This window comes from Polynucleobacter necessarius (genome assembly GCF_900095185.1).
GTDB lineage: Bacteria > Pseudomonadota > Gammaproteobacteria > Burkholderiales > Burkholderiaceae > Polynucleobacter.
The window spans coordinates 852,464-865,370 of record NZ_LT606948.1; the positions used below are offsets into that span (position 1 = coordinate 852,464).

The window sequence follows — 12,907 nt, forward strand, 5'->3', positions numbered from 1 at the left end:
GTAAGTGAAGACAATATCTTTTTCAGCACAAAGGTGTGCGGATTGAAGATATGCAAAAGGTCTGGCAGACAAATCAACAAAAAATTCAGGTTGGCAATCAAACAAAAACTGTCTTACGAGGTGGCTCTACTATTACCCAGCAATTAGCAAAAAATTTATTTTTATCCTCAGAGCAAAACTATTTACGTAAAAGGTCAGGAGCTCATCATTACTGGTCTTTTAGAGTTAACGCTTTCTAAGCAGAGATTGTTTGAAATTTATCTCAATTCTGTCGAATGGGGTTGAGGGTATCTTTGGAATTGGTGCTGCCTCTCAGCACTATTACGCTACTAGTTCAGTTAGTTGAGATCGTGAGCAGGCTGTGCGGCCTTAGCCTCTGCGCTACCCGCGCCCAAATGCTTTGATAAACAGCAGTATTGCCGTCGAGGAAGGATTAACTATTCGGCCCGGCAAAAATTTATTCTGGAGAATATGGGTCGGGTGGCCTTGACCCCTAATCCTAAAAGCACACCTGGCAAGTAATTGATCTGCTGATTTATTGAACTACAGCAGACCTTAGAGCGTTGCGTGTGCTCAAAGCTACGTCTCTAGCGGCCTGAGCAAAATCAAATCCTGAGCTCGCATACAGGATAGCCCGAGAGGAATTAATGATCATCCCGGTTCCTGGCTTACTAGCAATCTTCCCAGCGTTGACCGTGGCATCAATATCCCCACCTTGCGCACCAATCCCTGGAATCAATAAAGGCATCTCACCAACGATGGATCGGACTTTACCGATCTCTTCTGGAAATGTGGCACCAACTACCAAACTGATCTGACCCGAGCTATTCCATTCTTGTGTAGCAAGCTTGGCTACATGCAAATATAAGGGCTCATCATTGGGGGCAATATTGAGAAACTGTAAATCAGAGCCACCAGGGTTAGAGGTGCGACATAAGACAATGACCCCCTTACCGGCATATTTGAGATAAGGCTCGAGTGTGTCAAATCCCATGTAGGGGTTCACAGTCACGGCATCGGCTCCATATCGGTCAAAAGCCTCTAAAGCATAGTGATCTGCAGTGCTTCCAATATCTCCTCGCTTGGAATCTAGAATTACGGGAATATGAGGATACTTATCTTTGAGATGCTTGATCAGTTTTTCTAATTGTGCTTCCGCTCTTGGGGCGGCAAAGTAAGCAAACTGAGGCTTAAAGGCGCAGACCAGATCCGCGGTTGCATCAGCGATTTCACGGCAGAACTCATAAATGCCCTCGGGTCTCCCTTGTAGGGAAGGGGGTAAGCGCTTGGGGTCAGGGTCAAAACCAACGCATAGCATGCTGCCTTGTAAAGCCCACGCAGACTGGAGTTGCTGGTTAAAGGTATATGAGCGAGAGTTCATTGAATTTGGCTGATTTTAGTGAAACTGTCATGTTCTATAAGATAAACTAGCGCACATTCCTTAGGAGTTCACTATGATCAACTTGTTCGTCCTGCAAAATGGCCGCCTCTCTCAAGAGCAAGTCGAAGATCGCAATGAATTGTTGCAATATACCAATCCTATCTGGATTGACGTTGTTGATCCAGAAGAAGAGGAATTAATCTGGATTAAAGAGGCATTTGGCGTTCTATTGCCTGAGTTAGATGACTTGGGCGACTTGGAGGCATCTGCACGTTATTTTGAAGCAGATGATGGCCATCTGCACATCCGAACTGATTTCTTATTAGATGAAGAGGAAACCTCTCGAAACGTTCGAGTTGCGTTTGTTCTTACCAAGCAAGTATTGTTCTCGATTCATGATGAAGATTTGCCAGTGTTCCGCTTGGTTCGCTTGCGTGCACGTTTACGTCCCGGATCAGTGAGTAATGCCAAAGATGTGTTACTGGATTTGTACTCAACTGATGCTGAATACTCTGCCGATGCTTTGGAGGAGGTTTACGAAAACCTTGAACAGGCTGGTAAACGAGTGCTTTCTGACAGTATCAATGATGCCGATGCGGCTGAAGTATTGGAAACTATTGCTAAAGAGGAAGATACCAACGGTCGTATTCGCCGGAATGTAATGGATACCCGCAGAGCCTTATCTTTCCTAATGCGTAGCAAGCTACTCTCTGATGAGCAGCAAGAAGAAGCACGTCAAATTTTGCGTGATATTGATTCCTTGGAAAACCACACGGCTTTCTTATTCGAGAAGATTAACTTCTTGATGGATGCTACTGTCGGTTTCATTAATTTGAACCAATCGAAAATTATTAAAATCTTCTCGGTGGTATCGGTAGCCTTAATGCCTCCAACCTTACTAGCTAGCGTTTGGGGTATGAATTATAAACACATGCCCGAGTTAGATGCGACTTGGGGTTATCCAATGGCAATTGCTGCAATGGTGGTTTCTGCAATTATTCCGCTTGGATATTTCCACAGCAAAGGTTGGATGAAGTAACTGGGAGGTGCATCTAGTTTCTGAGTAGAGCAATCAACTCGGATAGTGCAAATTCTGTTGCTTGTTGTCTTATGTTTTGACGATCGCCGTCAAAATGCATTGTTTTAGTTGAAGTCTGATTTTCTGTAGACCAGCCAAAGCAAACTGTTCCAACGGGTTTTTCTATCGATCCCCCGCTTGGGCCAGTAATTCCTGTTATCGAGATGGCTACATTACTTCCGGAGTTCACACGGGCCCCATCAGCCATGGCTTTTGCAACTTCTTCGCTTACAGCCCCATAGATCTCAATAACTTGCTCTGGCACGTCAAGGCATTCAGTTTTAGCTGCATTGCTATAGGTAATATAGCCACGCTCAAACCATTCACTTGAGCCTGCTAAATCAACAAGGTTGGCACATATAAGACCGCCAGTACAAGACTCTGCAAGAGACAATGCCCAATTTCTAGAAAGCAAAATTTGGGCTAAGGTTTTGGTGAGGTCGACTATGTGCATGGTTAGATGAGGAGCTGTATTAACGCGATTGCTAGCAGAGTGCAAAATGCAGCAGCAAGGTCATCAATCACGATTCCAAAGCCTCGCCAAATAAGCTCTAGAAAAGTTGAATGCTGAAAATTGTCGCTGACAAAACTTTTAAAGTGGTGATCTATTGCGCCAATTGGTCCTGGTTTCACGGCATCAAAAAATCGGAATAATGCAAAAGCAATAACTTGCATCCAAATATTTGTTGGCATGATGATGAGTACAAGCCAAAAAGCGACGATCTCATCCCATACTATTCCGCCAAAATCTTTTTTACCAAGCTCTTCGCTGACATGACCGCAGATCCAAAAGCCAAACAAAATACCACCACCGATCAGCCAAAGAAAGTCTGCCGTACTGAGGAAATATTCACCTACTAAAAAAGTAGCCCATGCCCAGAGAGTGCCAGCAGTACCAGGAGCTATAGGGCTTAAGCCACTTCCAAAGCCAAAGGCGATAGTACGACTAGCAGTTTGAAAAACCCACTTCAAATTCGGCTGCACTTCGGATGAAGTCTGACGATTCGTCATGATGCAAAGTGATCGAATGAGTTGAGAAAAGTTGCTGCTTCTGCATCGCTCAATAACTCCTCCGAGCTATTGAGTAAATCTATTTTGGCTTCAATCCCTCTTCTGGGAAGCGTCTTGCCGATCAAGGTTAGGGGTGGATTGAGGGAGTTACCAATTTCAGCAACCTGGTCGCGATGATTGACCAATGTAGTAAAGCAAATTTCATAGTCAGCACCACCACATGCAGCAAATTGATTTTGAATTGACATTTCTTGTTTTTGGAGCGTAGTAGATTGTGGCAGTTGGTCTAATTGAATCTCTGCATCTAATTGTGACTGACTCATAATGTGGCGCAAGGCGTTCAGCAATCCATCAGATACATCTAATGCCGCTGTTGCAATACCTCTTAATTGCAGACCCAGTGCAATTCTTGGGGTTGGTTGATGCATATACTGCTCAACTTGCTTTAACTCTTCGCTAGGAAGATGGATCTCATGACGCAGCGCAGCAAGAGCGAGTCTTGCATCACCCACAGTGCTGGAAACCCAAATGTCGTCGCCAGCTTTTGCCCCTGATCGGCCGGATGGCTTTTCCGGATGCAATGGTTCCTAGGGCGGTGATAGAGATAGTTAATGGGCCCGCAGTGGTATCACCACCGATTAGTGGGCAGAAATACTGCTCAGAAATAGAAAATAGGTCTTTAGAAAATGCTTTTAGCCAGGCCTCATTCACTTTAGGTAAGGCGATTGCTAGGGTGAATGCTAGCGGTTTTGCGCCTATGGCAGCTAGGTCTGAAAGGTTAACTGCTAGGGCTTTGTGGCCCAATAGCTCAGGATTAGCATTGGCAAAAAAGTGTCTTCCTTCGACCAGCATATCGCTGGTAACTGCGATTTCTTCATTATTTTGTGGTTTCAGTATGGCGCAGTCATCTCCAATACCAAGCGTAATGGTTTGATTGGATCGGGTGCACAAGAATTGAGCACCCGCTTTAAAAAAGCGTTCAATGAGGTCAAATTCACCGATGGGCTTGGAATGAGAAGACATGCCTCATTTTATGGCTGTTGGGAGGCAAATGCCCGAGAGGAATAGAATGAAGCTCTTAACGGCCTTAGATAAAATGAAGATAAGACGGAACTTAGCGAGTGAGTGGGTGAGCAAAGAAAATAACAAAGAGCAACAAATTGTAGCCTTAAGAGAGGCAGCCCTTCAGTACCATGAGTTTCCGACTCCAGGCAAGATTGAAATTGCGCCCACCAAGTAGCTGACCAATCAACGAGATTTGGCACTAGCCTACACGCCAGGTGTCGCAGCGCCTTGCGAAGAGATCGTGAAAGATCCAGCGAATGCATTTAAATACACAGCTCGTGGAAACTTAGTTGGTGTGATTACGAATGGTACGGCGGTGCTTGGCTTAGGAAATATTGGACCGCTGACCAGTAAGCCAGTAATGGAAGGTAAGGCAGTTCCCTTTAAGAAATTGGCTGGCATCGATGTGTTTGATATCGAAGTGAACGAAAACGATCCAGATAAATTAGTTGCAATCATTGCAGCATTCGAGCGAACATTTGGTGGTATTAACTTAGAAGACATTAAAGCGCCTGACTGTTGCGTAGTTGAGCAGAAGTTGCAAGCACGCATGAAAATTCCAGTCTTTCAGGATGATCAACACGGTACTGAAATTGTTGTGGCTGCGGCAATCCTCAATGGCTTAAAGGTAGTCGGCAAAAAAGTGGAAGATGTAAAGCTGGTGACTTCTGGGGCAGGTGCAGCTGCCTTGGCTTGCTTAGATTTATTGGTTGATCTGGGTATTCAACGCAAAAACATTTGGGTAACTGACCTGGCAGGTGTTACTTACAAGGGGCGCAAAGAATTAATGGATCTAGAGCAGGAGCCTTGCTGCCAAGCAACAGATCTGCGTACACTAGATCAAGCGATTGAGGGTGCGGAGATTCTCTTAGGCTTGTCTGCAGGCGGTGTTCTAAAACAAGCCATGGTCAAGAAGATGGCTCCAAAGCCATTGGTATTTGCTCTGGCTAATCCAACCCCGGTAATCTTGCCTGAGGAGATGAAGGCGGTTCGCCCAGATGCAGTGATGGCCACAGGTCGTACGGACTGTCCAAATCAAGTTAACAATGTTTTGTGTTTCCCATTCATCTTCAGAGGTGAATTAGATATGGGTGCGACTACAATTACTCGCGGTATGGAAGTAGCGGCAGTTAAGGCGGTGGCGGAGTTGGCTCGGGCCGAATAAAGCGAGGTGGTTGCATCGGTTTACGGTATTGAGAATCTGTCTTTTGGACCAGAGTATTTAATACCAAAACCGTTTGACCCCCGATTGATTGCTGTGATTTCTCCAGCGATTGCCAAGGCTGCGATGGATGATGGGGTGGCTTTATGACCAATTAAAGATTTTGATGCCTACCGAAACCAGCTGCAGCAGCCACTCTTTAGTATTGCCAAGCGCGTACCAGAAAATCAAAAACGAATTGTGTTTGCTGAGGGTGAAGATGAACGCGTATTGCCCGTAGTGCAGATCATCATTGATGAGTATTTAGCCACTCCAATCTTGATTGGAGGCCCTGCTGTGATTGAGCATCGTATTGAGAGGTTTGGTTTACGTATGAAAGCGGGTGATGATTTTGAGGTCGTTAATCCCGAACGCGATCCACGTTTCCGGGACTTCTGGCAAACCTATCTCGGCCTGACAGAGCGCAAAGGCGTCAATGCGTCCTTTGCCAAGTTGGAGATGCCCCGCCGAAATAGTTTGATTGGTTCCATCATGATCGTTAAAGTCATGGCTGACGGCATGATTTGTGGAACAGTAGGTAGCTCCGCAACTCACCGTAAGTACATTGATGAAGTTGTGGGTCGTGAGGCTGGTGCCAATGTTTATGGTGCAATGTCTCGATTAATCTTGCCGGGTCGCCAAGTATTCTTGTTGGATACTCATATCAATGTTGATCCAAGTGCTTGTGAGTTAGCTGAACTGACATTGATGGCAACAAGTGAAATGCGTAAATTAGGTCTCGTTCCAAAAGTCGCGCTGCTCTCTCATTCCAACTTTGGCTCGAGCAATGCGCCGTCTGCTATTAGAATGTGCGAAGTGTTGGCTTTCATTCAGAAAGCAGATCTTGCTTTAGAGGTTGATGGTGAAATGCATGGCGATAGCGCGTTGGTATTCGTGCGAGGGCAGTGACATCTTCACCATTAAAAGGCGAGGTTAATCTTCTGGTTCTCCCAAATATTGATGCAGCCAATATTTCCTACAACGTGCTAAAGACAGCAGCTGGAAACGGTATTGCAATTGGTCCATTGTTGCTTGGAGTCGCTAAACCGATTCATATTCTGACGCCAGCACCTACTGTTCGTAGGATCGTGAATGTGACAACTTTGGCCGTAGTTGAGGCCGCAAGCAATGCTAGAGCTATTAGTTAAATGACGAGTATTTATGTAAGTTAGCGATAACTGAAATAAATTATTCTTATATAAATCAGTACTTTACATAAAAAGTACTATATTTGGACTTGATTTGATGGCATGTTAAGGGTAACCTAACACCCATCATGAATAATCGCTCTGAAAACAGCAATACAGCCAGCTTCGACGAACATAGCCGCGCTGAAAGTTGGGATAGCAGTGATCGACTCGCAACAGAGTCATCCGCCGCCAACATGTATGCAGAAGGCGGCTTATCTCGTTTACAAACCTATGCAGCAAATCAAGTTTCGGGAAAAAAGTGACAGCTTCTTGGCGTGCCGCTTTGGCCGTTCGCGATGCCGGACCGCCGGCAATGTTGCGCAGTGTGCGCCCTAATATCGTGCAATCTATTCGCGCTTTCCGTACGCCTGATTTACAGGAGGCGGCAACTGAATTGGGTCAAAATTTCATTTACGCTCACTGCGCAAATGCAATGACTAAAGGTGAAGTTTTAGAATCCATTGCAATTGCATATTCATTCACAAAGCAGCAGGCAAAAAACTATGATCCTTTGTTAGATGCCTTAACTACTACTGTAGATAAGGCAGGTCCACAGCCTGGATTTGTAGTGGTGCTTGAAGGTTTGCCATGCACGCAGAAGTTTGATAAAGAAGCTCGCGAGACGCTGTTAGATGTGTTCCGTGATGCAGTTGATTTTTGGGCTGAGCGCAGAACCCCCTATCGGGTTTTCTACTCGTTTGCCTAATTTGCAAATTACTAAAAGCCTTATAAATCGCCTCTTTTGAGGCGATTTTGCATTTCAGCATTCCATACACTATGCACTGTTGTAATGGCAACAACACCGGCAGTTTCAGTTCTCAGCACCCGCTCACCCAAAGAAACAAGTTGATAGCCAGCAGCTTGTGCTTGCTTTGCTTCCTCAGGAGAATGACCCCCCTCTGGGCCAATCATAAGAACAAGATCTTGAGGAATATTTTCAAGCAGTACTGAGTAGATACTTTTGGTAGCGTCTGGACTTAATAAGAGTTTGAGAGCGGGCTTTGAGCTTGCCTGCAAATAGGCGTCAAATGTTTGAATGGACTCTAGGCTGGCACAAATGGTTCGATCGCATTGTTCGCAGGCGGCTTGAATAATGCCCTCCCAATGGTTGAGACGCTTATGGACACGCTCTTGATCGCTAGCCCGAGTGAGTTTCAGGATAGAACGCTCGCATTGCATGGGGGCAATATTTTGAGCGCCCGTTTCTACCGCTTTTTCAATAATCCAGTCCATTTTGTCGCCACCTGCTAAACCTTGGGCTAATGTAATTGCATAAGGAGTCTCTCTATGGGTATCCATCCGGATTTCAGACAGCTGTACTTGACCAGTGTTGCCGCTCAAAGATAGAAGGTCTCCTTTGGCAACCTGGCCTTTGCCATCAAATACCGGGAAAAATTCCCCAAGTTGGATGCGGCGAACGCGCAAATGGTGGGCAACCTCAGGTGTGAGGATAGTTGGCTTTTGGGATTGCCATGGTCCGGGAAGATAAAATTGAGGCATTACTGAAATATAGCCAATTTATTTTCTTCGAGACCACTTTGACGATGTCAAACCTTCAAATTCGTATGGCCAATGCCATTCGCGCTTTATCCATGGATGCAGTACAGCAGGCAAATTCAGGTCATCCTGGTATGCCGATGGGGATGGCAGATATTGCAGTTGGTCTGTGGAATGAACATTTAAAACATAACCCAACTGATCCACATTGGATAGATCGCGACCGCTTTGTTTTATCTAACGGCCACGGTTCGATGCTGTTGTATTCACTCTTGCATCTTTCTGGTTACGACTTGCCTATTCAAGAGTTAAAAAACTTCCGTCAATTGCACAGTAAAACTCCAGGCCATCCGGAGTATGGAATCACTTCCGGAGTAGAAACGACTACTGGCCCACTTGGCCAAGGAATTTCTAACGCGGTTGGCATGGCTCTCGCAGAGAAGTTACTCTCAGCAGAATTTAATCGTCCTGGGCACAACATTATTGATCACTACACCTATGTCTTTTTAGGTGATGGTTGTTTGATGGAGGGTATTAGCCATGAAGTTTGTTCTTTAGCCGGCACTCTCAAGCTAAATAAGTTGATTGCACTATGGGATGACAATGGTATTTCGATAGACGGAAAAGTTGTGTCCTGGTTTAACGAAGACACGCCTAAACGTTTTGAAGCGTATGGCTGGAATGTCATTCGCGATGTTGATGGCCACGATGCTGAGGCAGTATCTGCTGCCATCACAAAGGCCAAAAGGAGCGATAAACCTACTCTGATCTGCTGTAAGACGGCTATTGGTCAGGGCTCACCGAATATGGCAGATAGTGACAAGGTCCATGGTGCACCACTGGGTACTGTTGAAATTGCTGCGACTCGCGTTGCTCTGAATTGGCCTTACGCACCCTTTGAGATTCCACAAGATATTTATGCGGCATGGGGTTTTAAAAAGCGCGGTCAAACAGCCGAGCATGACTGGAATAAAGAATTTCAAAAGTACAAAAATAAATTTCCAGAGCTTGCATCTGAATTACAACGTCGCATGCAAGGTGAGCTCTCGAAAGATTTCTCATCGACACTGAGCGCATATCTTAAAAGTTGTCAAACCAAAGCGGAGACTATTGCGACTCGTAAGGCAAGTCAAAATGCAATAGAGGCTTTAGCCCCAGGATTGCCAGAAATGATGGGGGGCTCTGCAGACTTAACGGGATCAAATCTAACGAATTGGTCTGCATGTAAAGCGGTACGCGCTGATCAATGGGGTAACCACATTAATTATGGTGTGCGCGAATTTGGTATGAGCGCGATTATGAATGGTATTGCTTTGCATGGCGGCTATATTCCATTTGGTGGCACATTCTTGACCTTCTCGGATTATAGTCGCAATGCATTGCGTATGGCTGCTTTGATGAAGTTACGCAGTATTTTTGTATTTACCCATGATTCGATTGGGTTGGGTGAAGATGGTCCAACCCACCAGTCTGTAGAGCATGTTGCGAGTTTGCGATTGATTCCCAATCTTATGGTTTGGCGTCCTTGTGATACGACTGAGAGCGCAGTTGCTTGGGGTGCGGCGATTGAACGTAAAAATGGCCCTAGCGCCTTGATTTTTAGTCGCCAAACTTGTCCTTTTGTATCTCGTACTACTGCGCAAATTAAAGACATTACTCGTGGCGGCTACGTTTTACGTGACTCACAATCTGGCAAGATTGATGCAGTTATTATTGGGACCGGATCTGAAATTGCTCTTGCATTGCAGACAGCAGAGCAATTACAAAAAGAAGGCTTAGGAATTCGGGTGGTTTCGATGCCATCAACCACTGTCTTTGATCAACAAGATGTTTCTTATAAAGCAAAAGTATTGCCTGTTAGCGTTCCACGTATTGCTGTAGAGGCTGGAGTAAGTGATTTCTGGTGGAAGTATGGTTGTTCGGCTGTTCATGGTGTGGATACCTTTGGTGAATCTGCGCCAGCTGCTCAGTTATACGAATATTTTGGCCTAACAGTTGATCAAATTGCTAAGACTGTTAAGCAATGCATCGCCGAGAAATAAGTAGCAATAGAACTGCGAATACATTCAAAATTAGCAAGGGGAAATTAATGACAATTCGTGTCGCAATCAATGGTTATGGACGTATCGGCCGCATGGTTCTGCGTGCTTTATATGAAGATCAAGTTCATGGAAAGCCGCGTCGCGATATCAAGATTGTTGCAATTAATGCGATGGGTGATATCGCAATCAATGCCCATTTGACTCAATACGATTCAGCCCATGGTCGCTTTCCTGCTGAGGTTTCGGTAGATGGCGATTGCATGGTGGTAAACGGCGATCGCATTAAGATGTTTAGCACGCGTAAACCTGCAGAAACCCCATGGGGTGAGTTGGGTGTAGATTTGGTTTTAGAGTGCACTGGCAAGTTCACCTCTAAAGAAAAAGCGATGATTCATATTCAGCAAGGCGCAAAGAAAGTATTAGTTTCAGCTCCTGGTGAAAAAGATGTTGATGCAACAATTGTGTATGGCGTTAACCAGCATGTTTTGAAGCCAAGTGACGTTGTGGTATCAAATGCCAGTTGCACCACCAATTGTTTAGCACCACTAGTTAAGCCCCTCTTAGAGAAGATTGGTATCGAATCAGGTTTAATGACGACCATTCATGCATTTACAAATGATCAAGTTTTGACTGACGTTTATCACAAGGATATGCGTCGTGCGCGTTCTGCTGTGACTAGCATGATCCCAACGAAAACTGGGGCAGCTAAGGCGGTGGGTCTAGTACTTCCAGCTTTAGCTGGACGTTTTGATGGCTTTGCAATGCGTGTACCAGTAATTAACGTATCTGTTGTGGATCTCACCTTTGCAGCCAGTCGTGCCACCAATGTGGATGAGGTTAACTCCATTCTTAAGACTGCAAGCGAGGGTGAACTCAAGGGGAGTTTGGGTTTCAATACATTGCCACTAGTATCAAGCGACTTCAATCACGACCCACGCCCCAGTATTTATGATGCCTCCCAAACGAGGGTTTCCGCAGATGGCAAATTGGTAAAAGTATTGGCCTGGTATGACAACGAGTGGGGCTATTCTGTGCAGATGTTGAATGCAGCAGAGGCTTTAATGGCGGTAAATTAGTCAAAAGTTGTTAAAAGCAGCTAAAAATAGCTTAAATCTGTTTTTTTAGTGCAATTATGTAAAAAAGACCTCATTTAGAGGTCTTTTTTTTGCTTGTTTATTAAAGCAATTTTTCTTTTGACAGTGGCCATACATGGCCAACGCATGCTCGTGGAGTTGAAAACCCAGGTTCTTAGCGATATCGCGCTGCCTTTTTTCAATTGCCTCATCTACAAACTCTTCAACGTGACCACAATCGATACATACCAAGTGATCGTGATGTTGGCCCTCATTGAGCTCATAAATCGCCCTGCTATCCCATTTAGTGGATTCAAAATGGCTACGTAGCAGCAGCCCAGCCCGTTCAAATTGAGTGAGGACTCGGTACACCGTTGCCAGTCCAATCTCTTTATCCTCTTTGGCTAGAGCCATAAAGACATCTTCGGCGCTAAAGTGCGTACCACCATTTTGGTGAAAAAAATCCAGAATTTTCATCCGTGGCCCAGTTGCTTTTAAGCCGATATCGTGTAAATCTTCGGGGGTAGGAATTTGGGGCATATTTATGGCATTGGAGGCTAAAATCAATGTCTTAATGATACGGCCAGCCATGCAAAATTGCCTTGAACTTTTTAACCGCACTATGAACCCTCTTTTGAAGGGTATTAATACCCATGTTCGACTAGGAATTTCGGCAATCGCCCTATTTGGATTATTAGGGGTCGGTGGTTGTACTTCTGCAGTCGATGAAACTCAGCGGGCATGGATGAACAAGATTTTCAGGCCGTATGTTCCTGACGTAGTGCAGGGCAATTTTATTTCTAGCGAGCAATATGCCAAATTGCAATTAGGTATGAGTCGCGAACAAGTGCGTCAGATACTGGGCACTCCCTTGTTGGCAAGTTATTTCCACGCCAATCGTTGGGATTATATTTTTGAATTTAAACGCTCTGGTCAACCTATTAGTAAAGAGCGGCGTGTCACAGTCTTCTTTGATGGTGATAAGGTTGTCAAGTTTGAAGGCGATCCTCTGCCAACCGAAATTGAAATGGTCGCTGAGCTTGATAATTACGCCAAGTCTAAACGCTCATTTTGGGATATTGTTACAGGATCTAATAAGCCGCCAGTTACAACACCTTTACAGCAACCCGAAGTATTGGTGCCCAGCAAGACAGATAATCTAGCGGCTGGCACTCCCATACCTCCAGCCAATACCAGCAGTTCATTTTGGGATTTTTTTGGTTCATCTAAAAAGGAACCTGATGTCCAGCCTGAGCTCGGACCAGGCAATCGCAATGTTCCACAGGCTAGTGAAGCGAAGTAAAGATTACTTTTATATAGATGCTGATGCGAGTGATTTCGGCAACCCTTAATAAGAAGCTAAGAAGCG

The 12,907-nt window shown here is 45.1% G+C and carries 14 protein-coding genes and 2 pseudogenes; 9 read left to right on the forward strand and 7 right to left on the reverse strand.

The window, feature by feature from the left end; all coding sequences use genetic code 11:
- The first annotated feature begins 50 nt into the window (after nucleotides 1-50).
- The gene (locus tag DXE31_RS12835) at nucleotides 51-239 is read left to right on the forward strand and encodes a transglycosylase domain-containing protein (protein WP_415078074.1); all 189 of its coding nucleotides are present in this window, start codon (nucleotides 51-53) and stop codon (nucleotides 237-239) included.
- On the forward strand, nucleotides 208-285 hold the full coding sequence (locus tag DXE31_RS12840; RefSeq protein WP_415078076.1) for a hypothetical protein: 78 nt from the start codon (nucleotides 208-210) through the stop codon (nucleotides 283-285). Before DXE31_RS12835 ends, DXE31_RS12840 begins: the two co-directional genes overlap by 32 nt.
- 250 nt (nucleotides 286-535) lie before the next feature.
- Here DXE31_RS12840 and pyrF read toward each other — a convergent pair whose 3' ends face one another.
- Nucleotides 536-1,381, reverse strand: a complete 846-nt coding sequence (pyrF, locus tag DXE31_RS04910; RefSeq protein ID WP_114698017.1) for an orotidine-5'-phosphate decarboxylase — start codon at nucleotides 1,379-1,381, stop codon at nucleotides 536-538.
- Between the two features lie 73 nt (nucleotides 1,382-1,454).
- On the opposite strand from pyrF, the gene corA reads away from it, so the two are divergent.
- Nucleotides 1,455-2,420, forward strand: a complete 966-nt coding sequence (corA, locus tag DXE31_RS04915) for a magnesium/cobalt transporter CorA (protein ID WP_114698018.1) — start codon at nucleotides 1,455-1,457, stop codon at nucleotides 2,418-2,420.
- Between the two features lie 13 nt (nucleotides 2,421-2,433).
- Here corA and DXE31_RS04920 read toward each other — a convergent pair whose 3' ends face one another.
- Genes DXE31_RS04920 through DXE31_RS11210 form a run of 4 tightly spaced genes read right to left on the reverse strand, consistent with a single transcriptional unit; the run spans nucleotide 2,434 to nucleotide 4,493 of the window.
- Complete coding sequence (locus DXE31_RS04920; protein ID WP_114698019.1) at nucleotides 2,434-2,913, reverse strand: CinA family protein; 480 nt, start codon at nucleotides 2,911-2,913, stop codon at nucleotides 2,434-2,436.
- 2 nt (nucleotides 2,914-2,915) lie between these two features.
- Nucleotides 2,916-3,470 carry a phosphatidylglycerophosphatase A family protein gene (locus DXE31_RS04925; protein ID WP_114698020.1) on the reverse strand — a complete coding sequence of 185 codons (555 nt, stop codon included), beginning with the start codon at nucleotides 3,468-3,470 and terminating at the stop codon, nucleotides 2,916-2,918.
- Nucleotides 3,467-3,982 carry a thiamine-phosphate kinase gene (locus DXE31_RS11205; RefSeq protein ID WP_231969369.1) on the reverse strand — a complete coding sequence of 172 codons (516 nt, stop codon included), beginning with the start codon at nucleotides 3,980-3,982 and terminating at the stop codon, nucleotides 3,467-3,469. The genes DXE31_RS04925 and DXE31_RS11205 overlap by 4 nt, the downstream gene beginning before the upstream one ends.
- Complete coding sequence (locus tag DXE31_RS11210; RefSeq protein ID WP_231969370.1) at nucleotides 3,975-4,493, reverse strand: AIR synthase related protein; 519 nt, start codon at nucleotides 4,491-4,493, stop codon at nucleotides 3,975-3,977. Before DXE31_RS11210 ends, DXE31_RS11205 begins: the two co-directional genes overlap by 8 nt.
- A gap of 73 nt (nucleotides 4,494-4,566) precedes the next feature.
- Between DXE31_RS11210 and DXE31_RS04935 the strand changes: the two are divergent.
- The 3 genes and pseudogenes from DXE31_RS04935 to DXE31_RS11220 form a co-directional block, all read left to right on the forward strand.
- Nucleotides 4,567-6,884 (forward strand): annotated as a pseudogene (locus tag DXE31_RS04935) (NADP-dependent malic enzyme).
- A gap of 128 nt (nucleotides 6,885-7,012) precedes the next feature.
- The gene (locus DXE31_RS11215) at nucleotides 7,013-7,189 is read left to right on the forward strand and encodes a hypothetical protein (RefSeq protein WP_231969372.1); all 177 of its coding nucleotides are present in this window, start codon (nucleotides 7,013-7,015) and stop codon (nucleotides 7,187-7,189) included.
- Nucleotides 7,190-7,239: 50 nt separating this feature from the next.
- Nucleotides 7,240-7,632, forward strand: a pseudogene (locus tag DXE31_RS11220) (barstar family protein); the annotation flags it as partial.
- A gap of 20 nt (nucleotides 7,633-7,652) precedes the next feature.
- On the opposite strand, the gene DXE31_RS04945 reads toward DXE31_RS11220, so the two are convergent.
- Nucleotides 7,653-8,426: a 16S rRNA (uracil(1498)-N(3))-methyltransferase gene (locus DXE31_RS04945; RefSeq protein WP_114698021.1), complete on the reverse strand. Its 774-nt coding sequence runs from the start codon at nucleotides 8,424-8,426 to the stop codon at nucleotides 7,653-7,655.
- Nucleotides 8,427-8,470: 44 nt separating this feature from the next.
- Between DXE31_RS04945 and tkt the strand changes: the two genes are divergently transcribed.
- Nucleotides 8,471-10,465, forward strand: a complete 1,995-nt coding sequence (tkt, locus tag DXE31_RS04950) for a transketolase (protein ID WP_114698022.1) — start codon at nucleotides 8,471-8,473, stop codon at nucleotides 10,463-10,465.
- Between the two features lie 47 nt (nucleotides 10,466-10,512).
- Entirely contained in the window at nucleotides 10,513-11,541 is a 1,029-nt protein-coding gene (gene gap, locus DXE31_RS04955) for a type I glyceraldehyde-3-phosphate dehydrogenase (RefSeq protein WP_114698023.1), read from the forward strand.
- 54 nt (nucleotides 11,542-11,595) lie between these two features.
- Here the strand turns inward: gap and fur are convergent, their stop codons facing one another.
- Entirely contained in the window at nucleotides 11,596-12,069 is a 474-nt protein-coding gene (gene fur / locus DXE31_RS04960) for a ferric iron uptake transcriptional regulator (protein ID WP_197712246.1), read from the reverse strand.
- A gap of 58 nt (nucleotides 12,070-12,127) precedes the next feature.
- Here fur and DXE31_RS04965 point away from each other — a divergent pair, with 58 nt between their 5' ends.
- Entirely contained in the window at nucleotides 12,128-12,841 is a 714-nt protein-coding gene (locus DXE31_RS04965) for an outer membrane protein assembly factor BamE (protein ID WP_231969375.1), read from the forward strand.
- Nucleotides 12,842-12,907 lie beyond the last annotated feature (66 nt).